Consider the following 21,720-nt stretch of genomic DNA (forward strand, 5'->3'; position numbering starts at 1 on the left):
GCCTACTCGCCGGGCTCCGGTTCCGCTTTCCGGTGCGGTTCCCGCCGTTCGCGCAATGCCTCTTCGGCGGTCCCGATATCGGTGAGCCGCGCCCGCAGGCGTTCGCGGGCGGCGTCCGCGGCCAGCTCCAATTCGGCCAGCCGGTTCTCCAGCTGCTTCTTCAGCAATGGCAGGAGGTCGAGGTCGACGAGGAGTTCCGCCGACTCGGCCAGGACCATCTGGGGCAGGCTCCGCAGGGTCTCGTCGATGCACGGCGGCGGGCCGGACGGCTGGCATCCGGGCGTCGGCGGCAGGACGGAGCAGTGGCAGATGTCGAAGGGAGCCGACAGGTAGCAGGTGTTGCCGAAGAAGCGCGCGTTGGCCGGAACCGGCTGCTGCCGCCCGCCCTCCCCGTCGTCGAGTTCGATGAGCGAACCTTCGACCGCGCACGGCAGCTGGACGCGTAATTTCCTCGCCTGGAACGTCATGGCGCCCCTCCGGGGAGGGCCCGGGTAGATCCTTTTGTAGATCTTTTCCCCGGCCCCGACGACCGGTGATTCTATGGCCTGCCTCCACCGCTGTCCACAGATTCTCTCCGGGGTCATAAGCGCAGATCTTGAAACAGATCTCGACGGCGATCATAAAGCGGGAAATCGCGCGCCGGGGCGCGTCCCGGACGGGAAAGGCGCCCGCCGGGCGGGCGCGGGTCCTAGGCCGATCGGACGTGGTCGTCTGGTCCCGTTGCCCGACGCGGCGGAACCGGGCCGGCGGCAGCATGAACGGCATGACCGCCATCGACCTCGCGGACGGGAGGACGGCCCGCCGGCCCGGGAGCACGCCGGGCTGGGCCGCGCTGCTCGCCGCGTCCATCGGCCAGTTCCTCGTCGTCCTGGACATCTCCGTCGTCAACGTCGCCCTGCCCCACATGCGCGAAGGTCTGGGCCTCGGCCCGACCGGGCTGCAATGGGTCGTCAACGCCTACTCGCTGACGTTCGCCGGGTTCCTCCTGCTGGGCGGCCGCGCCGCCGACCTCTACGGGCGCAAGCGGGTCTTCCTGGCGGGCCTCGGCCTGGTCGTCGCCGCGAGCCTCGCGGGCGGGTTCGCGCAGGACGGCGCCATGCTGATCGGCGCCCGCGCCGTGCAGGGGCTCGGCGCCGCGGTCCTCGCGCCGGTCACGCTGTCGCTGATCACCGCGACGTTCCCGGCCGGGCCCGCCCGGACGCGGGCGATCGCCCTGTGGACGGCCGTCGGCACCGCGGGCGGCGCCACCGGCGGCCTCGTCGGCGGGCTGCTGACCGACTACCTGAACTGGCGCTGGGTGCTGCTGATCAACGTCCCGGTCGGCGCCGCCGTCGCCGTGGTGGCCGCGCGCTGGCTGCGCGACGACCGGAGCACCGCCGGGCGCGCCCGGCTCGACCTGCCCGGCGCCGTCCTCGTCACCGCGGGCGTGGGCCTGCTCGCCTTCGGCATCGGGCGGATCGAGGACGACGGCTGGACGTCGCTGATCCCGCTCACCGCCGGGCTCGCGCTGCTCGGCCTGTTCGTCGCGGTGGAGGCGCGGACCGCGCAGCCGCTCGTCCGGCCGCGGATGTTCCGGCGGCGCGGCGTCGCGGTCGGCAACCTCGCGACCCTCGTCATGACGATGGCGGGTTTCGCGCTCTGGTACTTCCTGTCGCTCTACATGCAGAACGTCCTGCACTACAGCGCCGTCCGGACCGGCCTGTCGTTCCTCCCGCACACCGGCGGCATCATCATCGGGTCGCGGCTCGCGCCGGCCCTCATGGCCCGCATGGACGCACGCGTCCTCGCGGGCGTCGGCGGGCTCATGGCCGCCGCCGGGTTCGCGTGGCAGAGCGTGGCGCTGGACGCCGATGGCACGTTCCTCACCGCGATCCTCGGGCCCGGCGCGACCATGGCGCTCGGCTTCGGCCTCCTGATGACGCCGCTGGTCGAGGTGGCGACGAGCGGCGCGGACGACTCGGAGGCGGGCACGGTGGCGGGCGTCGTCAACACGTCCCGCACGATCGGCGGGACGATCGGGCTCACCGTCCTCGGCGCGGCCGCCGCGAACGCCGGCCCGGACCTCGTGGACGGCTATTCGGCGGCCTTCCTCACCGCGGCCGTCATCACCGCCGCCGGGACGGCAGTCGTCCCGTTCCTGCCGCGGCCGAACCGGGACGTCGAGGCCGAGGCGGCGGCCTGACGCCCGGCCGCCCGGTGCGGCCGGCCCGCGCGCCCCGCTCCGGAGGAGCCGTCGAGGTCACGACGTGACGATGTGCGGCTGCCGGGCGGGCTCCGGCGCGGGCGCGCCGGAGAAGCGGCGGCCCAGGCGCTGGGCGGGGGCCTCGATCCAGCGCTGCGACGCCCAGCTCGCCCCGATCAGCACCAGCAGGAAGACGGCCAGCCCGGCCGCGTCCTCGCGCCCGGACGCGCCGAGGAACTGCGCCGCGACCATCAGCAGCAGCGGGTGCAGCAGATAGAGGGAGAAGCTGATGGTCCCGAGGCCGGTCGCCCACGCGGGGAACCGGCGGTTCCGCAGCCGCCACGCGACCGCGAACGTCAGCGGCGCCGCCAGCACCGCGCCGCACCAGACGAGCTGGGCGTTGCCGCCGTAGGGCGCGGCGTGCCACAGCCCGGCGGCGAGCGCGCCCGCGAGGACGGCGCCGCCCGCCGCCGCGCAGGCCCGCCAGGAGATCTGGCCGCGCTCGGCGCGGTGGACGGCGGTGCCCGCGAACATGGTCGCGAGCATGATGAGGCCCTCCCACGCGCTGATGCGGCCGTTCGCCGAGACCAGCACGAGGGCGAGGAACCCGCCGAGGAGCCCGCCCACGGTCCGCGTCGCGGGACGCCGGGACACCGCCGCCGCGATCGCGACCACCAGCCCCGCGGCGGTCACCGCGACGACCGGTCCCGTCCCCGCCGTCCGGGAGAGCAGCGCGGCGGGCGCGTACGCGCCGGTCAGCAGCCCGCCCGCCGTCAGCGTGACGGCGACCAGCGCGACCACCGTGAGGACGACGGCGGCGGGGGCCGACCTCCGGTGCCCGCCCACCACGAACAGCGCGACGATCAGCAGGTAGAACGCCATCTCGTAGGACAGCGTCCACAGCACGTTCATCGCGTTGGGGACGTTCAGGAGGTCCTGCAGCATCGTCATGTGCGCGAGGACGGCCGTCGCGGGGGAGTACTGCTCCAGCCCGGCGCGCAGCCCGAGCACGCCCAGCAGGAACGGCAGCACCGCGAGCAGGCAGGTGACCGCGACCAGGGGGTAGATGCGGAAGAAGCGGCCGACCCAGAAGCCGCGCACGCTGCCCCGCCGCTCCAGCGACGCCGGGACGATGTATCCGCTGACGAGGAAGAAGACGAGCACGCCGAAGAGGCCGGGATCGAACCAGTCGGCCAGCCAGACCCGTAGCCGAGGTAGGTACACATAGCTCGCGTGGTGCAGGGCCACCGCCAGGGCCGCCCCGCCGCGCAACGCGTCAAGCCACCCAAGCCTGGACGTAGCGGAGGAAACGCCCGAAGTGGCAGCCATTCCGACAGACTAGTCGCTCCTGTCTCAAGTGCACCGCAAAACCTAACCCTTCCATGAACCGGAAAATTGCCGTGAAATAGGGAGAGATGGCTGCTGTTCCGCCGCCTGCTCCGCTGCCGCAGGACACCGCGAGCGCGCCGAATTGGAGGGTCCATGCCCGCGATCACGCACCGCTCGGCCAAAGAACCCGCGATCAAGTCCCGCTTCCTTTCGCACGGGACGCTGAAGATCACCGATGTGGCGGCCACCCGCCGCTTCTACGAGGAGGTCCTCGGGCTCGAAGTCGTCCAGCCGATGATGGCGGCGCTCTACGTCCGGCTCGGCGGCGACCACACCTACGTGTGCGTGGAGTCCCGACCGGACCGTCCCGACATGCCGCTCCTCTACCACAACGGCCTCGACGTGGGCAGCGACGGCGAGGTGGACGAGGCGTACCGGCGGATCGCGGAGGTGGCCGGCGAGTACGGCGTGAAAGAGCTGAACAAGCCCGTCCGCCAGCACGGCGTCTACTCGTTCTACCTCAAGGACCTCGACGGCAACTGGTGGGAGATCGGCCACCTGCCGCCGCGCGGCTACCGGTTCCGCTTCGCCGACCCGCGCAACGACCTCACCGGCCGTACCGGCATCACCCAGCAGGAGGCCAAGGAGGTCTTCCTCAACCCCGTCCTCGACGACCCGGAGCTCGGCGCCGACTGACGCGGGACGGCTGGGGCACGATGGGCGCATGACGACACCGCCACTGAGCCCGGACGAACTGCTGACCACGACCCGCACCGTGCGCAAGCGCCTCGACCTCGACCGACCCGTGCCGCTCGACCTCGTCCGCGAATGCCTGGAGATCGCCTTGCAGGCGCCGAGCGGGAGCAACCGGCAGGGCTGGCAGTGGATCGTCGTCACCGACCCCGGGCAGCGCGCGGCGATCGGCGAGCACTACCGGCGCGCGTTCGCGGCCTACGCCGGGTCGAAGGAGTCGGCCGCCGTCCTCTACAAGGACGATCCCGGCCGCGCCGAGGTGCAGCGCCGCGTCGGCGACAGCGCGTCCTACCTGGCCGAGCGGATGGGCGACGTGCCCGTCCTGGTGATCCCGTGCCTGCGGGTGGAGGGCGGGAAGCTGCCGGGCGGCAACCAGGCCGGACTCTGGGGCTCGCTGCTCCCCGCCGCCTGGAACTACGCGCTCGCCGCGCGGGCCCGCGGGCTCGGCACCGCCTGGACGTCCCTGCACCTGGTGTACGAGCGGGAGGTCGCGGAACTGCTCGGCCTGCCCGAGGACGTCCGGCAGGGCGCGCTGCTCCCGACCGCCTACTACACCGGCGACACGTTCCGCCCTGCCGCCCGCGTCCCGCTGGACGACGTCCTCCACCTCGACCGCTGGTGACCGGGACCTCCTAGCGCGGGCCCGGCCGCGCCCGCGTGAGGTGCTGCCCCGGACGCCGCGTGCCACCTGGGGAGGGGCCTCGCACGACCTCTTATTGGCGCACCGCCAATAGCCTATTGTCAGATCGCCAATAAGTGTTCTAGTGTGCCGTGTGCACCCGGGGGGACCCGAGGCGGAAGGGAACCGCCCTCGGCGATCCGCGACCACCAGCCCCCCGACCGCCCGAGCACCGGCCGGCCCGCGTGATCCACGTCTTCGCGCCAGACGCACGCGGGGCCGGCCGGCCCGGCCCGACCCAACTCGACCCGAACGAGGAGGCGACCCACCGGTGTCCGCGATCCAGGTTCCGCGCCGTGTCCACGGCCTGCTGGGCGAGATCGGCGAGCTGTTCGTCATCGCCCTGGAGGCCGTCCGCCGGACGTGGGACGTCCGGACCTGGGCGTGGGAGTTCGCCGAACAGGCGTGGTTCCTCGCCCGGGTGACGAGCATCCCGGTGATCCTCGTGTCGCTGCCGCTCGGCGCGACCGTCGCGCTCCAGGTCGGGCAGCTCGCCGCGCAGCTCGGCGCGCAGTCCGCGACCGGCGGCGCGGTCGTCGTCGGGCTGGTCCGCGAGGTCGCGCCGATCGCCGCCGCGCTGATCATCGCGGGGGCGGGCGGGTCGGCGATGACCGCCGACATGGGCGCCCGCCGCATCCGGGACGAGCTGTCGGCGATGGAGGCGATGGCGGTCAACCCCGTGCACCGGCTCGTCACGCCCCGGCTGTGGGCGGCCAGCCTCGTCTCGACGCTGCTCGCCTCGCTGGTCATCGTGGCGGGGGCGGCCGGCGGGTTCGTGTTCAACGTGCTGCTGCAGGACGTCACGCCGGGCGCCTACTTCGACGGCGCCGTGTCCCTGCTCCAGACGTCCGACCTGGTGGTGACGCTGCTGAAGTCCTGGCTGTTCGGCGTCGTCGCGGCGGTCGTGGCCTGCTACATGGGGATGACCTGCGCGGCGAGCCCGGTCGGCGTCGGACGCGCCGTCAACCGCGCGATCGTCGTCGCGTTCATGCTGGTGTTCGCGCTCAACTACGTGATCACGACGGTGTACTTCGTCGCGTTCCCGCCGAGGATCTGATGGCCGCCCTCACGACGATCGAGAGGATCGCGCCGCGCGCCGTCCGGGCCGGGACGGCGGCCCTCCAGCGCTCCGGGGACCTCGCCCAGTGGCCCGTGTTCGTCTACCGGATCCTGCTGTACTCGGTGCGCGACCTGATCCTGCGCCGCAAGTACACCAAGACCGTCGCCCGGCACGTGTCGGACGTGGTGGTGGGGGTCGGCGCCAGCGTCGTCGGCGGCGGCATGATCTTCGTGATCTTCACGATGGCGTTCTTCGTCGGCACCGAGGTCGGCCTCCAGGGCTACACCGGGCTCCAGTCGATCGGCGCGCAGTCGTTCATGGGCCTGGTCGGGTCGTTCGCGAACGTCCGGGAGATCACCCCGGTGATCGCCGCGGTGGCGCTCGCCGCGCAGTGCGGGTCGGCGTTCACCGCCGAGCTCGGCGCGATGCGCATCTCCGAGGAGATCGACGCCCTGGAGGTCATGGGCATCGGGTCGTTCGCCTACCTGGTGTGCACCCGGGTCGTCGCCGCGCTGATCGCGCTGGTGCCGCTCTACCTGATCGCGCTGTTCGCCAGCTTCTTCGCGACCCGGCTGATCAGCACCGGCTTCTTCGACCTGGCGCCCGGCGTCTACGACTACTACTTCCGGCTGTACCTGCCGACCATCGACCTCGTCTACAGCGCGATCAAGGTCGCGGTCTTCGCCTTCGCGGTGATCACCATCCACTGCTACTACGGCTACTACGCGACCGGCGGACCGGCCGGGGTGGGCCGCGCGGCCGGCCGCGCGATCAGGCTGTCCATCATCGTGATCGTCGCCCTGAACCTGCTGCTGTCCTACGTGTTCTGGGGCAGCGGCGCGACCGTGAGGCTCACCGGATGATCAACGAGGAGATCCCGCTGCCCCGCCGGCTGCTGATCAGCGCGGCGACGCTGGCCGTGCTGGCGGGGCTGCTGTACGTGCTGGTCGCCCGGCCCGGACGGGACGAGGGGACGGTGCTGACCGCCGAGTTCGGCCGCGCCGGGCAGGGCCTCGGCTCCGGCGCCCCCGTGAAGATCCGCGGCGTGACGGTCGGGACGGTGTCGGACGTCGGGCTGACCGGCGGCGGCCGGGCCCGCGTCTCCCTGCGGCTGGACGCGGGCACGCGGGTCCCCGACACCGTCACCGCGTCCATCGAGCCCGCGTCGGCGTTCGGCCCCAAGTTCGTCGACCTCGTCCCCGGCGCGCACGCCGCCGCCGGGCCCTACCTGGCGTCCGGGGCGCGGATCGCGCGGACGTCCGACCCGCGCGACCTGTCGGACCTGCTCGCCCGCGCCGACGCCGGCCTCGGCGCGGTGAACGCCGAGGAGGTCGGCACGATCGTGCACACGGTCGCGACCGGCCTCCACGGGCAGGGCGCGCGGCTGCGGCAGACCATCGACCAGACCGGCGTCCTGCTGAACGTCGCGTACGAGAACCGCGCGAACGCCCGCCGGTTCGTCGGGGACGCCGCAGACCTGTCGGGCGCGCTGGCCGGCAGCGGCGACGAGCTGGTGGCGATCTCCGGGGACGCCAACGCGCTGATCGGGACGGCGGGGCGGGGGCGCGGCCGGCTGGCCGGCTTCGCCGACGGCCTGACGGACGTGTCGCTGCTCGTCTCGCACGGGTTCGACAAGCGCGGCGGGCAGCTCGGCGCGGCGTTCCGGTCGTCCGAGCGCACCGCCTGGATCATCTACTCCCAGCTCGGGCTCGTCGGCGACGCCGTCCGGACCGGGAACAGGCTGCTGCCCCTCTACGGCGAGCTGACCTCCATGAAGGGGACCGGCGGCAAGAACTACATCCGCACCCAGGGGTACCTGCCGACCGACCCGTGCGGGCTGCTGCTCGGGCTGTGCGGCCCCTACGGCGGCACGGCCGGGGGCCGGTGATGGCGGCGTCGGCGCTGTCGCGGCGCGCCCGCATCGGCCTCGCCGTCCGGCTCGCCTCGTTCGTCGCCGTCACCGGCGTCCTCACCGCGCTCATCGGGATGCAGATCGCCCGGGTGGACACCGGCGGAGGCTGGCGCCTGACCGCCACCTTCGACGACGCCAGCGGCCTGATGGAGGGCGACGAGGTGAAGATCGCCGGGGCGCCGGTCGGCCGGGTGGACGAGGTCGAGGTCGTCGACGGCAAGGCCCGCGTCGGCCTCACCGTCCGCCACTCGGTGGAGATCCCCGCCGACAGCGAGGCGTCGATCCGCTGGCGCGACGCCATGGGCCGCCGCGTCGTCTACCTGGTGCCCGGCAAGAGCCCGGCGAAGATGCGGCACGGCGCGCACATCCGGCGGACGCGTTCCGCGGTGGACGGCAGCGCCCTGCTCGACCAGCTCGGACCGCTCGTCCGCAGCCTGGACCCGAAGCAGGTCAACACGGTGCTGGTGTCGCTGTCGGAGGCACTGGACGGGAACGCCGGGAACGTCGACCGGCTGATCGGCGACATCGACACGCTGTCGGCCGCGATCGCGAAGCGGCGCACGATGCTGCGGCAGATGCTGGACGACTACGCGACCGTCACCGGCATCATCGCCCGCCGCGACAGGCAGATCGGCTCCGCCGTCGACGACCTCGTCAGCCTGAGCGAGGCGTTCACCGGCAACCGGAAGCTGATCGACGGCACGCTCGTCCAGCTCGCCGCCCTCGCCCGGACGTCCGACTCGGTGCTCGCGGGCAACGAGCGCGAACTCGGCCGGGTCGTGGACGAGCTCTCGGTGTTCTCGTCCGGGGTGAACCGCAACAGCGGGGCGCTCCGCAAGGTCCTGCGGTCGGTGACGCCGAAGCTCCAGCACATCTTCGCCGCCGTCGACAACGGGACGTACGTGGAGGCCGCGATCCCCTGCCTGTCGCTCGCCGCGCCGCCCTGCCCGTACCCGACGCGGCTGCCCGGCCCCCGCGAGGGCCCCGTCGACACGCCCGAGAAGCTGGAGAACCTGATGGTCGGGGGGACGCGATGGGGATGAGATCCTTCCGCGACCGCAACAGGATCGCGGTCGGCCTGGTGTCGGCGGGCACGCTCCTCGCGCTGGTCGTCTCGGTGTACCTGGTCGGGACGCGCGGGCTGCTCAAGGACCGCTACACGATCACCGGCACGTTCGCCGCGACGGGCGGGCTGCGCTCCGGGGACGAGGTCCGGGTCGCGGGGGTCCGGGTCGGCGAGGTCGGCTCCGTCCGGCCCGACCACCGGCACGGGTACGTGGTCGTCTCCTGGAAGGTCGACGGCGGCGTCGACCTCGGCCCGGACACCCGCGCCGAGATCAAGGTCGCCAACGTGCTGGGCGGGCGCTACCTGCGGCTGTCCGGCCCGGTCGCCGCCCCGCACCTGGCCGACCTCCCCGAGGACCGGCGGCGCATCCCGCTGGACCGCACCCAGGTGCCGACGACGATCAACGACGTGCTGGACACGTCCACCCGCACGATCTCCAAGCTCGACACCCGGGCCATCAACAAGCTCGTCGCCGAGCTGAACGGGATCGGCGACGACGACCGGGGCCGGCTCGGCCGCGCGCTGACCAACCTCGCGGGCCTCGCCGAGACGGTCAACGACGCCGACCCGCAGATCGAGAAGCTGCTCGACAGCGGCGACCGCGTCCTCAAGCTCGCGCACGCCAAGGACGCCGAACTGTCCCGGCTGCTCACCAACGTCCAGGCCATGCTGGACGAGCTGCGCCGCCGCCGCACCGAGCTGGCCGCGTTCCTCGGCGGCGGCAACCGGACGGTGGCGAGCCTCACCAAGCTCATCGACGACCGGCAGGCGAAGCTGCTGACCCTCGTCGCCGACCTGCGCGGCACCCTCGGCACCCTCCGCCCGGTGACCGGCGACTTCAACCAGCTGCTCGCCTGGGCCGGGCCCACGCTGTCCGGCCTCGCCGGCACCGGCGGGCGGGGGCCGTGGCTGGACGTCCTCGCCACCGGGCTCGGCCCGCTGTCCCCGAAGGACCTCGCCGAACTCGCCCGCGCCGCACCGAAGGAGGCCCGGCGATGAACCCCCGAGCACGTCTTGCGGGCACACGTCCCGCGGGCGCACGTCCCGTCGCGGCGGCGGCCGTGCTCGCGCTGACCGCGGCGCTCGGCGGCTGCGGCATCGCGTCCGAGCCCACCTACCCGATGACCGTCTACTTCGCGAAGGCGCCGTCCCTCTACGCGCGGTCGCAGGTGAAGGTGATGGGCGCCGACGCCGGGACGATCACGTCCGTCAAGGACGAGCGGAACCGCGTCCGCGTGGACATCGAGGTCAAACGGTCCGTGCCCGTCCCGGCCGGGGTGCACGCCGCCGTCGACTCGTCCGACGCGCTCGGCGAGCGGTTCGTGACCCTGCACCCGGTGTGGAAGCCGGGCATGCCGAAGGCCGGGCCCGGCGCGGTCGTCCCGCAGGAGCGCACCGAGCTGCCGGTGGAGATCGACGACGCGCTCGCCGCGTTCGCCAAGCTCAACGACTCGATCGACGCGGGCGCGCTCGGGCCCGCGATCCACCGCGCCGCCGGGTCCGTGCGCGGACGCGGGGAGGGCATCAACGACGCCCTGCACAACACGTCCGAGCTGACCGGCTCGCTCGCGGCGCAGGACAAGAAGATCGTGTCGCTGGCGAAGGGCCTGCACAGCCTCGCCGCCGACCTCAACGGACGCGACAGGCAGCTGTCGGGCCTGCTCGACTCGTTCGCCTCGACCAGCCGGACGCTCGCCGACGAACGCGCGCAGCTGCGCGACTTCGTGGCGGGGCTCGCGGCGGCCATCCGCAAGAGCGACGTGCTCATCACCGCCTACCGGGAGACGCTGCCGTCCACGGTCGCGGACCTGTCCAACATCGTGCTCAGCCTCAAGGGCAACGTCGGCGGGCTCACCCAGGCCATCGACAGCCTCGGCCGGTTCGCGGACGTCGCCGTCCAGGCGTGGGACCGCCGCAACCACGTCGCCACCATCCGCGTCGTCGTCCACGGGACCGTGCGGGCCTGGCTCCAGCCGCTGTTCACCGCGATGGGCTGGGGGACCGTCCCGTGCGTCAAGGACGACCCGGCCCTCGCCGACTGCCAGCCACCACCGGGAGGGCGGCGATGAGAACGATCCTGACCTGTGTGCTCGTGTGCGCGCTCGTCGCGGGGGCCGGCGGCTGCTCGCTGCGGACGGCCGGCGCCCCGCGCGGCGACGTGACCCTGAACGCCACGTTCGACGACGTGCAGAGCCTCGTCGTCGGGCACAGCGTCCAGGTCGCCGACATCCGCGTCGGCACCGTCACCGGCATCCGGCTGGCCGGCTACCGCGCCCGCGTCACCATGTCGCTGCGCGAGCGTGTCCCCGCCGGGACGACGGCGACGATCGCCAAGTCGTCGCTGCTCGGCGAGAACTACGTGCGGCTCGTCCCGCCCGCCGGGGCCCGCCTGGACACCGGCCCCTTCCTGGCGTCCGGCGCCACGATCGGGCGCACGTCCGTCCAGCCCGACCTGGAGCAGATCAGCGAGAAGATCGGCCCCCTCCTCGCCGCGCTCGGCGGCCAGGACATCGCCACCATCAGCGCCGAGTCCGCGACCGCGCTGGACGGCAAGGGGCCCGAGCTGAACACGCTCATCGCCCGCGCCGCCGACGTCGGCGACCAGTACGCCGCCGCCAGCGCCGACCTGGGCCGCGCCCTGGACTCGCTCGGACGGCTCGGGCGCTCGCTCAGCAAGGGCTCGAAGGAGATCGACCGGCTGCCCGGCAGCGTCGAACTCGCCACCCGGCGGCTCCAGGACGACCGCGACAACCTCAAGCGCACCATCCAGGCGCTGCTCAAGCTCGCGACCTCCGTCAACGCCAAGGTGCAGCAGCGCCACGCCAAGCGGCTCGCCGTGCTGCTCAAGCGCGCGGACGGCCTGCTCGCCGCCGCGCTGCGCGGCCGCGACGAGCTGAAGGCCCTCGCCGGGACGGTGCTGAACTTCCTCAACGGGCCCTCGGTGTCGTTCAGCGGGCAGTCCCTCCTCTTCCTGTGGATCAAGGGCTTCCTGCCGCACCCCGGCGCCGCCGCCGCGGCGCCGTCCAAGGGCAGGAACCTCGAAGGACTGCTGGGGCCGCGCCCATGAGATATCCCCGCGTCGCCGTCAACCTCGTCTTCTTCGCCGTGCTCGGCGTCGCCCTCGCGGTCTGGGCGGTCCGCAGCGTGATCCACATCGAGGCGCTCGAACGGCCCTTCACCGTCACCGCCGACTTCGCGTCCTCACCCGGGCTGCACGGCGACCTGGAGGTCACCCACCGGGGCGTCCGCGTCGGCGAGGTCGGGACCGTGCGGCTGCGCGGCGACCACGTCGCCGTCGGCCTCAACCTCGACCGGGGCGCGCGGATCCCCGCCGACGTGGGGGCGCGCGTCCTGCGCAAGTCCGCGATCGGCGAGCCGTACATCGAGCTGACCCCGGCGGCGGCCCCGGCGGACGGGTCCGCGACGCTCCGCGCCGGCGACCACATCCCGCTCGCCCGCACCGCCGGGACGACCGACTACAAGCAGCTGTTCGACGGCCTCAGCCGCACCCTGGACGCCGTCGACCCGCGCGACACCCGGACGCTCGTCCACGAACTGGCCACCGGCCTCGGCGGGCGCGGCGACGACCTGCACGACATGATCTCGGACGCGCACCGGCTGACCGGCACGCTCGCCGCCGACGCCGGCACGCTCGACGCGCTGGCCGGCGAACTCACCCGCCTCACCGCGACGCTCTCCGCCCACCGCGGCGACATCGCGTCCGGCGTCGACGACCTCGCGCTGCTCACCGCGTCCCTGCGGCAGTCGACCCGCGACCTCGACACCGTCCTCGCCGAGGGCCCCGGCGCCATGCGGAACCTGCACGGGCTGCTCCAGGACGCCAGGCCGGGGCTCGACTGCCTGCTCGCCGCCGCCTCGGCGCCCACCGCGCCGCTGCTGACGCCCGCCACCCAGCGGAAGATCGAACACGTGCTGCGGCTCGTCCCGACGCTCCAGGCCCTCGTCGCGGACATCACCGCCACCGAGCCGAGCGGCAAGTACCTGCGGGTCACGCCCGTCATCACGCTCACCGGCCCGGCCAAGGCGGCGACCGAGTACACCGGCCCGGCGCCCAGGCCCGCCGCCCCGAACCTCACCTTCTGCAAGGCCGACGGGCCCACCGGCCGGCAGGCCGGGAAGGCCGCCGGGAAGGCCGGGCCCGCACCGGGGTCCGGCGGCGCGACCGCCGGGGACGCGCCCGCCGGCACGTCGCCGGACGGCGACATGCGGCCGGTGAACGCGACCGGCGACCGCCCGGACTCCCGCTGGCTGCCCCTGCTGCCGCCCGTGCTCGGCGGCCTCATCGTCGTCGTCGCCGTCCTCAGCACACTCCGCGCCGCCCTGCGCCGCCGTTCCCGATAGCCCCTTGGAGGACCCCGTGAGCAAGACCGAGACCCGCCCGAAGGACGCCCCCGAAGCCGAGGACCCGGCCACCGAGGACCCGGCGGCCGACTCCGAGGAGCCCGTGGCGGCGGAGCAGGACGCGGAGCCCGAGGCGGAGGAGCCGAAGGCCGAGAAGTCGAAGAAGACCGTTGACCCGAAGCAGACCGAGAACCTCAAGAAGACTGCGGGGAACTGGAAGAAGGCCGTGCGCGGACGGCGGTCGTGGCGGGGCGTCCCGGCGAAGGCGTGGCTGGTCCGGGCGACGGTCGTGGTGGCGCTCGCCGGATCGTCCGTCACGGCGGGGCTCCAGTGGCACGCGGCCGACCAGGCGGCCCAGCGGGACGCGGAGCGGGACCGGATCAGGGCCAGCGCCGCCGAGTTCGGGCAGGCGCTGCTCAGCTACGACCACACCAAGCTGCAGGCCGCCCGGCACCACGTCCTCGCGCTGGCGTCCGACGACTTCGCCAAGACCTACGACGAGGCGTTCACCGGCGGCCTGGAGGGCGTCATCACGAAGCTGAAGGCGGACGCGACGGCGACCGTTCAGGGCGTGTACCTGCAGAAGGTCGAGGAGGGGACGGCGAAGGCCGTCGTCGTCATGGACTCCGAGGTGCACAGCACGGCGGGCACCCGCCGCGTCCGCGGCTCCTACCTCGACATGCGGCTCGTCCGCCGGGGCGGCGAGTGGAAGGTCACCGACGTCACCTCGATCGGCGCGGCGAACGAGAGCATGACCGACCCGCAGGGCAAGCAGCAGAACCTCGGGCAGGAGGCCCCCGCCCCGGAGAAGAGCCCCTGACTCGGGGATGGAGCGGGCTTGGAACAGGGCCGGCGCCGCGCGCGGGGGAAGCGACGCCGGCCCTGGGATCGGGGACGGGATTCTGGGGAGCTTCTTCTGGGTCGGGGAGCCGAGGAGCGCCGGCATCCGCTCGATCTGCGCCGATCGGGAGCGGTGGACGCGCTCGGCCAGTCGCCTCGTCCACACGTCCTCGCCCTTGCCGGTCTCCAGCCGCGCCGGCTGGACGGCGTCGTCCTGGTGGGCGATCAGCAGGTTGAGGAACTCGCGCTCGAAACGGCCGGGGACGTCCGCTCCAGCGCCTTCAGTTCGGCGTCGGTGGTCCGCGGCATCCCGCCGTGCGCCGCGTGCCCGCCCGGGTCCGCCCGCAGGGGACGCCGCCAGCCGCGCAGCCGCCGCTGCATCAACCCCAGTCGGCGCCTGAAATCCCTAATGGCCGAGGACGGCCCGGATCGTGGAATCGGCGGCCACTTCCGCAGGGCCGGTTCCCGGAACGGCACGGTTCCATTTCTCGGCGAACGCGTCCGCGCTCTCGCGGAACGATCGCGTCATGGCCGGTCCGGACAGCACCCCGGCGACCGCGATCAGGTGACGGGCCCATGCCCGGCCTTCAATGGTGGCGGAGACGTCCACCGTCCATTCCCCGTCCGCGTCCGCGACTCGCTCGACGGCCAATGCGGCCGCGCCCACCGGGATCTCGGCGGAGCCGCTGAGCAGCGAGCCCGCACTCCACCAGCGTCCGAGATCCGCTTCGGCCGTCGCAGTGACGGGCATGTCCTCGAAGAGGCCCGCGAACCCGGCGCGGACGACGCGCGGTTCGCGGGCGCTGTCGATCTCGGCCCACCCCGTCTGCACGTCGTCCGGGCTGCTGACCTCGATGCGGTTGGGCCCGCCGAAATCCCATGCCGCGACGTTCACATCGAGCGGCTCCACCTCGTCGTCCGGGCCGAGGGCGATGCGGTACCGGGTGCCCGGCCCGATGTGCTTCCCCTTGAGAAGCCGCACGCTGTAAGCACTCTCAGGACTTTTGACGAGTTCGCGGCTCTCGAAGTCCAACTTTTCGATCCCCTGATGAAGGGCGCCCGCATATTCCTCGACCCACTCCCGGGACACGGCCTTGAGCGTTACCCGATGCTCGAAGTCGAGACGTTCCCGCATGCCGCGCTTCGCCACGCCGGGCACTTCGGCGTTCCACCCGGATACCGCCCTGCCGATGCCCTCGTCCAGGATGCGCCGAATGTGCTTCCGCTTGACGGCGAGCCCCACCGCCGCCAGCGGACGCAGAAGGGAACGCCCACCGAACCGCGCCGTCGTCTGGACGGACCAGCGTCCATTCCCGTCCTTGCGCCGCGCGACCCGCAGATCGGCGAAGGCGAACGGATGGACGACCCGCAGCGAGAGCGGAGACGTCTTCGAACCGTGCGAGGACCACCACTCGTCGACCCGCAGTTCGCCTTCCCACCGTGCGCGCCGCAACCCGCGGAACGGCTTCGGCCCCCGGTAGCCGCCCGTGACGCGAACGGAGTGGAGCCGCCGGCCGGACATGCGCAGATCCAGCCGCAGATCGACCGTATGACCGCCGGAGACGCCCGTGACCTCGATCCGCGACTCGCCGGCCCGGTTCCAGGCCGGGACGTGCGCCTCGATGACGAGCCCTTCTCCCTCGCCCCGGTAGCGGGCCCCGGCGGCGAGGTGCCGTCCCTCCACCAGCCGCACATCGCCGATGACCTCGTCCCCGAACTCGAACCCGCGCTCGGTGACGGGCGCCTCCTCCACCGCGTCCAGCAGCGCACGCACGACCTGGTCCAGCAATTCGCGCGGAAACGGCTCAACCTCGGCATGCTTCCGGTAACGGGCCATGCCCCTCATGATCCCGCATCCCCGGCCGCGAGGCGGCCCGCGTCCGGGAGGGGGCGCGGGCCGCGGGTCGGGGACGGGTCAGAAGCCGGCGGTGATCTTGGTGAACTGCCAGTCGGTCTGGTCGGTGCCGCTGCCGGGGCGGTCGCGGTTGACCGACCAGAAGGTGAACCGGGTCAGGCCGTGGGACGTGGCCCAGTCGCGGATCTGCGTCCAGATCGCGGTGGTCGTGATCTCGCCCTGGTCCGAGCCGCCGTTCATGCCCGAGATGCCCATGTGGGCGTAGGCGGTGGCGTCGGACCAGCCGAACGCCGACGTCAGCGCGGACTTGAGGCCCTCGGACGCCTGGACGGTGCTGCCGTACATGTCGCCGCCGCCGCCGAAGTTGAACGGCATGATCGAGAAGATGTCCACCGGGACCTGGAGTTCGGCCGCGCGGTCGATGAGGCGGGTGCCCCAGTAGTTCGGTCCGGTGGTGAGGGTCGGCATCGTCAGGATCGTCTGGATGCCGGGGTTGTTCCCCTCGATGATCTTCAGCGCGTTCAGGATGCGGTCCTGGACGGCCGCGTTCTCGAACTCGTCGCCGTTCTCGATGTCGACGTCGATGGCCTTGAGGCCGTAGGCGTCGATGACCTGCTGGTAGGCGCCCGCGAGGGCCTCGGGGGTGGCGCAGTTCGGGCCGAGCTTGTTGCCCGACCAGCCGCCGATGGACGGCATCACGTCACCGCCGGCCGCGCGGATCTCGGCGATGGCCTGCTCGTCCGCCCCGCCCTTGAGGGGACGGCTGCTGTCCCACGCCGGGGAGCAGCCGCCGCCGGACAGGATGAACGCCATCGTGAACCACTTGATCCCGGACGCGTTCATCACGGTGGCCGGGTCCGGCGGGTTGCCCCAGCCGAGGTAGAGGTAGGGCGCGGCGTGCCTGCCTGCGGACGGCGTCGTGCAGCCGGTGGTGGTGGCCGAGACGGAGGCGCCCGCCGCGGACTCGCCGACCGGGTTGTACGCCTTCACCGTGTAGGTGTGGTCCGAGCACTTGGCCAGCCCGCTGATCGTGGTGCTCGTGCCGGTCGCCGTGGCCTTGGCGGCGGCGCCCTCGTAGACGCGGTAGCCGGTGACGTCGCCGGACGAGGCGGACCACGACAGCGTCAGGGACGTGTCGGTCCTTCCGGTCACGGTCGCCGCGCCGGGCGCCGAGGGCGTCCCGGGCTGGGTCGAGCCGCCGTCGCAGGGGCCGCCGTTCAGCTCGCAGCCCTGGGGCGTCCCGGAGCCGCTGACGACGAAGCCGAACGAGGCGGAGGACCCGGCGGCGACGGCGCCGTTGTACTCGCGGTTGGTGAACGTCGCGTGCTGCCCGGACGTCGTGAGCAGCGCGTCCCAGTACGTCCCGGCCGAGGAGCCGGACGGGAGGTCGAACTCGACCTTCCACGACGAGATCGCCGAGCCGGTCTCGTTCTTGATCGTGTACTTGCCCTCGTAGCCCGAACCCCAGTCGGACGACTTGGCGAACGTCGCGGTCACCGACGCCGCGCCGGCCGCGACCGGCACGAGCAGCGCGAGGACGAGGGAGCAGAGGGCGGTGAGCAGGAAGCCGGGGAGAAGTGTTCTTCGCAAGGTCACTCCCGGGAAGGAGACGGATGAGCGGGAATCCCCCGAACCCCGAGTGGGTCGTGCTTTCAGTGCGTGGTGCGCTCAGTGCGCGGCGGGAGGCGGGCGCGGCATGCGGGCGACCTTCTGATAGGAAACTTTCCTATAAATCGCCTGAACGGTAACCGGCGTGCGGCGCGCTGGCAACCCCTTCCGCCGCCCTTGCCGGGAGGGCGCACGCGCCCTGCCCGACCACCCCGGCTGACGGACCGGACCAGTCGTGCGGAACTCCGGAAAATCTTGGGACGCGCCCGCGGCTCAGCCTCCGGGAACGCGCGTCACCACTTCAGGTCGACCTCGACGACGAAATTCCAGCTGTTGGGGAGGACCTTCTCGAACTCGACGACGGCGGTGTGGCCCTCGTGGTCGAAGACGCGCTGGCAGCTGTCGCGGAAGCAGTCGGCGGCCTCGTCCTCGGTGAAGTGGCCGATGCCGCGGGAGATCCAGTCGGACATGTCCTTCGCGGGGGACGGGTTGCAGTGGTTCGCCGGGGTGCACAGCTGCTCAAGCCTGAGGTGCGCCTCTTTCCCCTGCACACCCGCGATCGTCGGGATCAGCGTGTCGGGCGTGCCCAGGCTCGCGTACCAGTCCTCCATGTACTGGTTCGGCTTGGACGTGGAGAAGTAGTAGATCGTCCAGATCACGATGACGAGGAGCACGGCGGGCACGGCCAGCAGAGGGAGCAGCCGAGCCCGCGACCTGCCCCGCCGCGGCTGGAACGGCGGCCGGTACGGCCCCATGGGCGGCCCGCCCGTCCCCGGTGCCTGTCCTGGCCCCGGGCCCGGCCACGGCCCTTGTCCCGGCGTGGGCGGCATGCCCGCTCCAGGTCCCGGCGTGGGCGGCCTGGGCATCGGGCCGCGCCACTGGGGCGGCGTCGGGCCGTTCTGGAAGGGGCCTGGCGCGCCGGGGGCGGGCGGCGGAGTCATGGCACATAACAGTAGCTGTCAAAGCCCCCGAGAACGGCGGAATGGGACGGCCGGATCGCGCCGGGCGCTCGGCGAGGGACCGGGCGCGTTTCGGCGTCCGGCCCCGGAGCGGTTCGTCCGTCAGGACGTGACCGCGCATTGGCCGCGGTCTGCGCGGCGCGGGCCCTCGGCGGTGGGACGGACGTCGAAGTCGAAGATGGCGGTCGGCAGGTAGAGGGAGCAGCAGGCGTTCGGAATGTCGACGACCCCGCTGAGCCGTCCCTCGATCGGCGCGGCGCCCAGCAGGAGGTACGCCTGCTCGCCGGTGTAACCGAACTTCTTCAGGTACTCGATGGCGTTCAGGCAGGCGTTCCGGTAGGCGAGGGTGGCGTCGGTGAAATGGTTGGTGTCGGTCTCGTGGTCGACCGAGATGCCGATGAAGGAGATGAACTGGTCGTACCGGGGTTCGACGTTGCCGGGCATGAAGATCGGGTTGGTCGTGACCCCGTACTTCTCCATTCCGCCCTTGATGAGGTCGATGTGCAGGTCGACGAAGCCGCCCATCTCGATGGCGCCGCAGAACGTGATCTCGCCGTCGCCCTGGCTGAAGTGCAGGTCCCCGCCGGACAGCAGCGCGCCCGGGACGTACACGGGGAAGAAGACCCGTGACCCGCGGCTGAAGTTCTTGATGTCCTGGTTGCCGCCGTTCTCGCGGGGCGGGACGGTCCGCGCGCCCTCGCGTCCGATGCGCTCCAGGTCGGCGCCGGCGAGGTGGCCCGCGAGGACCTCCCGCGGCTCCGGCGGCAGCGCGAGCGGCGGCACCCGGCCGGGGTCGGTGTCGATGAGCGCCTGCTCGCGCGCGTTCCAGCGGCCCAGCATGCCGGCGGACGGCGCGGTGCCGAACAGTCCGGGATGCGTGATGCCGGTGAAGCGGACACCGGGGATGTGCCGGGACGAGGCCGCCTGGCCGTGGAAGTCCCAGACGGCCTTGTACGCGTCGGGGAACCAGTCGGTGAGGAATCCGCCGCCGTTGTCGCGGGCGAAGATGCCGGTGTAGCCCCAGCCCTGGCCGGCGACGCCGCCCGGCTCCTGCGGGACGGGGCCGATATCGAGGATGTCGACGACGAGAAGGTCGCCGGGCTCGGCGCCCTCCACCGCGATCGGTCCGCTCAGCATGTGGTTGACGTTCAGGTTCAGGTCCCGGATGTCGTTGGCCGAGTCGTTGTTCCCGACCTGCCCGTCCATCCATTCCCGGGATTCGACGCGGATCTGCGACCCCGGGCGCACGGTGACGGCGGGCGGGATGTCGGGGTGCCACCGGTTGTGGCCGGGCACCTCCTGGTCGCGCATGGACTTCGACTGGTCGACGCTGAACACGACATCGGGCATTGTCTTCCTCCGAGAGTTCCTGGGTTCCGTCCCGGTCAGGGACGGGGGAGCAGCGCGTGCCGGGGATCGGCGGGCGGCGCCGCCCGGCGCGGCGCCGCGGGGACGCGCCCGACCACCCGGGGTTCGTGGGCGCTCGCCGCCTGGGCGTCGAGGGCCCGCGCGAGCGGACGGGACGTGCGGGCGACGAGCGGCGGGGTGAAGGCGCGGGGCGCCGCGCCGCCGCAGGCCGCGCAGGGCTCCGCGGGTCCGGCCGTGCCGATCGGCCGGGAGACGTCGAACGGTCCGCATTCCGCGCAGCGGTACTGGTAGATGGCCATGGCAGCCTCCAATGCTTCCGTGCCGGACCATTCCGCCGGGATCCGCCGATAAACGGGAGTCACGGAACGGGCGCACCCCGCAATCCGCTGGAAGTTTCCACATTCCACTGGCATGATCGTCCCGCACTAGAGAAAAGGACGATATGTCGATGCATTCCAGATTTATCTCCGGCGTCGCCGCGCTGGCGGTCGCCGGGGGCGTGCTCGTCGGCGGCGTCGCGACCGCCGGCGCCGCCGCCGCTCCGCAGTTCCACATCGAGGTTCCGCGGCACCTGTCGGTCAGCAAGGGCGAGTACGGCAAGTCCTGCGCCATGGACGTGTGGGTGTGGGGCACCGACGGGCCGGGCGTCGCCTATTCGCAGGCGTACCTGATCTCCCCCGAGGGCGAGACGGGGCCGGTCTACAAGCGCGTCCTGCCGGGCGCGCAGGTCGGCTGGGGCGTCGGATGCGCCTCCACCACGTCCGACCTGGGCAAGTGGCGCGTCCGCGTCGTCGCCTACGACCGGAACAAGAAGGCGCTCGGCAGCCGCGAGGACTACTGGTACGAGAAGTTCGACACCGCCGTCCAGGGCTTCAACGCGGCGCCCGAGCCGATCCGCAAGGGCCGCGCCCTCACGCTGTCGGGACGCCTCATCCGGGTGAACAACCTCGGCGCCGGCTACACGTCGTACTCGGGCAAGACCATGCGGGTCTACTTCCGCCTCAAGGGCGCCAAGACCTGGACGTACATGGGGTCGACCAAGACCGCCCGGGACGGACGCTTCCGCAAGGCGTTCACGGCCAAGCGGGACGGCACCTGGCGCGCCTACTTCCCCGGCACGAGCAACTTCGACAGGCAGAAGTCGCGCGACGACTACATCGACGTCCGCTGACCTGAAGCCCCGCGGCGGTCCCCGGGCCGCCGCGGGGCCCGGCGTCCGGCCGCGCCGGAGTTGCTAATCTCGGCAATTGCCAATGTCGCTACTCCGGAGTACCGGGAGGATGGTGCCGCGGATGGCCGGTGGGTGGGCGCGGTGAGCGCGCCGTTGTACCAGTTGAAGGCCGAGTTCTTCAAGACGCTGGGGCATCCGGCGCGGATCCGGGTGCTGGAGCTGCTGAGCGAGCGCGACCACGCGGTGGCCGAGATGCTGCCGGAGGTGGGGATCGAGCCGGCGCATCTGTCGCAGCAGCTCGCGGTGCTGCGCCGGGCCGGCCTCGTCGTCTCCCGCAAGGAGGGGGCGACGGTCATCTACTCGCTGACCAGCCCGCGCGTGGCGGAGCTGCTGGCGGTGGCCCGGGAGATCCTGACCGGGGTGCTGTCCGGGCAGGTGGAGCTGCTGGACGAGATGCGCGCCTCCGGGTCCGCGTCCGGGCGGGCGGGCGGCGGCTGACCGGTCTTCTCCTCGGTCGACGGCTCTTGCATCCTTATGAGTTGCTAAAATCGGCAATTGCGCATGTCGATATCGAGT

Annotated in this window: 22 protein-coding genes and 1 pseudogene; 14 read left to right on the forward strand and 9 right to left on the reverse strand. The window is 72.5% G+C overall.

Annotated elements, in window-relative coordinates:
* Positions 1-2: 2 nt before the first annotated feature.
* Complete coding sequence (locus tag ACA511_RS11760; RefSeq protein WP_375024165.1) at positions 3-467, reverse strand: hypothetical protein; 465 nt, start codon at positions 465-467, stop codon at positions 3-5.
* A 296-nt stretch (positions 468-763) separates the two neighbouring features.
* Between ACA511_RS11760 and ACA511_RS11765 the strand changes: the two genes are divergently transcribed.
* Complete coding sequence (locus tag ACA511_RS11765; RefSeq protein WP_375024166.1) at positions 764-2,182, forward strand: MFS transporter; 1,419 nt, start codon at positions 764-766, stop codon at positions 2,180-2,182.
* A gap of 57 nt (positions 2,183-2,239) precedes the next feature.
* Here ACA511_RS11765 and ACA511_RS11770 read toward each other — a convergent pair whose 3' ends face one another.
* The gene (locus tag ACA511_RS11770; RefSeq protein WP_375024167.1) at positions 2,240-3,511 is read right to left on the reverse strand and encodes an acyltransferase family protein; all 1,272 of its coding nucleotides are present in this window, start codon (positions 3,509-3,511) and stop codon (positions 2,240-2,242) included.
* A gap of 153 nt (positions 3,512-3,664) precedes the next feature.
* Between ACA511_RS11770 and ACA511_RS11775 the strand changes: the two genes are divergently transcribed.
* The 11 genes from ACA511_RS11775 to ACA511_RS11825 all read left to right on the forward strand — a co-directional run bounded on the left by ACA511_RS11775 (position 3,665) and on the right by ACA511_RS11825 (position 14,163).
* A complete protein-coding gene (locus ACA511_RS11775) occupies positions 3,665-4,207 on the forward strand; it encodes a VOC family protein (RefSeq protein ID WP_375024168.1) in 543 nt (180 codons plus the stop codon).
* A gap of 28 nt (positions 4,208-4,235) precedes the next feature.
* Positions 4,236-4,886, forward strand: a complete 651-nt coding sequence (locus ACA511_RS11780) for a nitroreductase family protein (protein ID WP_375024169.1) — start codon at positions 4,236-4,238, stop codon at positions 4,884-4,886.
* 328 nt (positions 4,887-5,214) lie between these two features.
* On the forward strand, positions 5,215-6,000 hold the full coding sequence (locus tag ACA511_RS11785; RefSeq protein ID WP_375024170.1) for an MlaE family ABC transporter permease: 786 nt from the start codon (positions 5,215-5,217) through the stop codon (positions 5,998-6,000).
* Entirely contained in the window at positions 6,000-6,866 is an 867-nt protein-coding gene (locus tag ACA511_RS11790; RefSeq protein WP_375024171.1) for an ABC transporter permease, read from the forward strand. Before ACA511_RS11785 ends, ACA511_RS11790 begins: the two co-directional genes overlap by 1 nt.
* Positions 6,863-7,891 (forward strand): MlaD family protein, encoded by a 1,029-nt coding sequence (locus ACA511_RS11795; RefSeq protein ID WP_375024172.1) that lies wholly within the window; start codon positions 6,863-6,865, stop codon positions 7,889-7,891. Before ACA511_RS11790 ends, ACA511_RS11795 begins: the two co-directional genes overlap by 4 nt.
* Positions 7,891-8,958, forward strand: a complete 1,068-nt coding sequence (locus ACA511_RS11800; protein ID WP_375024173.1) for an MCE family protein — start codon at positions 7,891-7,893, stop codon at positions 8,956-8,958. Before ACA511_RS11795 ends, ACA511_RS11800 begins: the two co-directional genes overlap by 1 nt.
* On the forward strand, positions 8,949-9,980 hold the full coding sequence (locus tag ACA511_RS11805; RefSeq protein ID WP_375024174.1) for an MCE family protein: 1,032 nt from the start codon (positions 8,949-8,951) through the stop codon (positions 9,978-9,980). The genes ACA511_RS11800 and ACA511_RS11805 overlap by 10 nt, the downstream gene beginning before the upstream one ends.
* Complete coding sequence (locus ACA511_RS11810) at positions 9,977-11,050, forward strand: MCE family protein (RefSeq protein WP_375024176.1); 1,074 nt, start codon at positions 9,977-9,979, stop codon at positions 11,048-11,050. Before ACA511_RS11805 ends, ACA511_RS11810 begins: the two co-directional genes overlap by 4 nt.
* Positions 11,047-12,048: an MCE family protein gene (locus ACA511_RS11815; RefSeq protein WP_375024177.1), complete on the forward strand. Its 1,002-nt coding sequence runs from the start codon at positions 11,047-11,049 to the stop codon at positions 12,046-12,048. Before ACA511_RS11810 ends, ACA511_RS11815 begins: the two co-directional genes overlap by 4 nt.
* On the forward strand, positions 12,045-13,343 hold the full coding sequence (locus ACA511_RS11820) for an MCE family protein (protein ID WP_375024178.1): 1,299 nt from the start codon (positions 12,045-12,047) through the stop codon (positions 13,341-13,343). The genes ACA511_RS11815 and ACA511_RS11820 overlap by 4 nt, the downstream gene beginning before the upstream one ends.
* Before the next feature lie 16 nt (positions 13,344-13,359).
* Positions 13,360-14,163: a hypothetical protein gene (locus ACA511_RS11825; protein ID WP_375024179.1), complete on the forward strand. Its 804-nt coding sequence runs from the start codon at positions 13,360-13,362 to the stop codon at positions 14,161-14,163.
* Between the two features lie 171 nt (positions 14,164-14,334).
* Here ACA511_RS11825 and ACA511_RS11830 read toward each other — a convergent pair.
* The 7 genes and pseudogenes from ACA511_RS11830 to ACA511_RS11860 all read right to left on the reverse strand — a co-directional run.
* Positions 14,335-14,415 (reverse strand): annotated as a pseudogene (locus ACA511_RS11830) (hypothetical protein); the annotation flags it as partial.
* A complete protein-coding gene (locus tag ACA511_RS11835) occupies positions 14,409-14,564 on the reverse strand; it encodes a hypothetical protein (protein ID WP_375024180.1) in 156 nt (51 codons plus the stop codon). The gene ACA511_RS11835 and the pseudogene ACA511_RS11830, both read right to left, overlap by 7 nt.
* Positions 14,565-14,589: 25 nt before the next feature.
* A complete protein-coding gene (locus ACA511_RS11840) occupies positions 14,590-16,020 on the reverse strand; it encodes a hypothetical protein (RefSeq protein ID WP_375024181.1) in 1,431 nt (476 codons plus the stop codon).
* 78 nt (positions 16,021-16,098) lie between these two features.
* Positions 16,099-17,628, reverse strand: a complete 1,530-nt coding sequence (locus ACA511_RS11845; RefSeq protein WP_375024182.1) for a cellulose binding domain-containing protein — start codon at positions 17,626-17,628, stop codon at positions 16,099-16,101.
* A gap of 311 nt (positions 17,629-17,939) precedes the next feature.
* A complete protein-coding gene (locus ACA511_RS11850) occupies positions 17,940-18,329 on the reverse strand; it encodes a hypothetical protein (RefSeq protein WP_375024183.1) in 390 nt (129 codons plus the stop codon).
* Positions 18,330-18,707: 378 nt separating this feature from the next.
* A complete protein-coding gene (gene fmdA, locus ACA511_RS11855; RefSeq protein ID WP_375024184.1) occupies positions 18,708-19,955 on the reverse strand; it encodes a formamidase in 1,248 nt (415 codons plus the stop codon).
* 35 nt (positions 19,956-19,990) lie between these two features.
* Positions 19,991-20,272 (reverse strand): FmdB family zinc ribbon protein, encoded by a 282-nt coding sequence (locus ACA511_RS11860; RefSeq protein WP_375024185.1) that lies wholly within the window; start codon positions 20,270-20,272, stop codon positions 19,991-19,993.
* Between the two features lie 149 nt (positions 20,273-20,421).
* Here ACA511_RS11860 and ACA511_RS11865 point away from each other — a divergent pair, with 149 nt between their 5' ends.
* On the forward strand, positions 20,422-21,144 hold the full coding sequence (locus ACA511_RS11865; RefSeq protein WP_375024186.1) for a hypothetical protein: 723 nt from the start codon (positions 20,422-20,424) through the stop codon (positions 21,142-21,144).
* Positions 21,145-21,285: 141 nt separating this feature from the next.
* Entirely contained in the window at positions 21,286-21,642 is a 357-nt protein-coding gene (locus tag ACA511_RS11870) for an ArsR/SmtB family transcription factor (RefSeq protein WP_375024187.1), read from the forward strand.
* Positions 21,643-21,720: the final 78 nt, after the last annotated feature.

It is taken from the genome of Actinomadura sp. GTD37, from assembly GCF_041951365.1.
In the GTDB taxonomy this organism is placed as follows: domain Bacteria; phylum Actinomycetota; class Actinomycetes; order Streptosporangiales; family Streptosporangiaceae; genus Spirillospora.

Coding starts and splice junctions, on each gene's coding strand:
- ACA511_RS11760 (WP_375024165.1), bottom strand. CDS start 467: ATGACGTTCCAGGCGAGGAAATTACGCGTCCAGCTGCCGTGCGCGGTC.
- ACA511_RS11765 (WP_375024166.1), top strand. CDS start 764: ATGACCGCCATCGACCTCGCGGACGGGAGGACGGCCCGCCGGCCCGGG.
- ACA511_RS11770 (WP_375024167.1), bottom strand. CDS start 3,511: ATGGCTGCCACTTCGGGCGTTTCCTCCGCTACGTCCAGGCTTGGGTGG.
- ACA511_RS11775 (WP_375024168.1), top strand. CDS start 3,665: ATGCCCGCGATCACGCACCGCTCGGCCAAAGAACCCGCGATCAAGTCC.
- ACA511_RS11780 (WP_375024169.1), top strand. CDS start 4,236: ATGACGACACCGCCACTGAGCCCGGACGAACTGCTGACCACGACCCGC.
- ACA511_RS11790 (WP_375024171.1), top strand. CDS start 6,000: ATGGCCGCCCTCACGACGATCGAGAGGATCGCGCCGCGCGCCGTCCGG.
- ACA511_RS11795 (WP_375024172.1), top strand. CDS start 6,863: ATGATCAACGAGGAGATCCCGCTGCCCCGCCGGCTGCTGATCAGCGCG.
- ACA511_RS11800 (WP_375024173.1), top strand. CDS start 7,891: ATGGCGGCGTCGGCGCTGTCGCGGCGCGCCCGCATCGGCCTCGCCGTC.
- ACA511_RS11805 (WP_375024174.1), top strand. CDS start 8,949: ATGGGGATGAGATCCTTCCGCGACCGCAACAGGATCGCGGTCGGCCTG.
- ACA511_RS11810 (WP_375024176.1), top strand. CDS start 9,977: ATGAACCCCCGAGCACGTCTTGCGGGCACACGTCCCGCGGGCGCACGT.
- ACA511_RS11815 (WP_375024177.1), top strand. CDS start 11,047: ATGAGAACGATCCTGACCTGTGTGCTCGTGTGCGCGCTCGTCGCGGGG.
- ACA511_RS11820 (WP_375024178.1), top strand. CDS start 12,045: ATGAGATATCCCCGCGTCGCCGTCAACCTCGTCTTCTTCGCCGTGCTC.
- ACA511_RS11835 (WP_375024180.1), bottom strand. CDS start 14,564: ATGCAGCGGCGGCTGCGCGGCTGGCGGCGTCCCCTGCGGGCGGACCCG.
- ACA511_RS11840 (WP_375024181.1), bottom strand. CDS start 16,020: ATGGCCCGTTACCGGAAGCATGCCGAGGTTGAGCCGTTTCCGCGCGAA.
- fmdA (WP_375024184.1), bottom strand. CDS start 19,955: ATGCCCGATGTCGTGTTCAGCGTCGACCAGTCGAAGTCCATGCGCGAC.
- ACA511_RS11860 (WP_375024185.1), bottom strand. CDS start 20,272: ATGGCCATCTACCAGTACCGCTGCGCGGAATGCGGACCGTTCGACGTC.
- ACA511_RS11865 (WP_375024186.1), top strand. CDS start 20,422: ATGCATTCCAGATTTATCTCCGGCGTCGCCGCGCTGGCGGTCGCCGGG.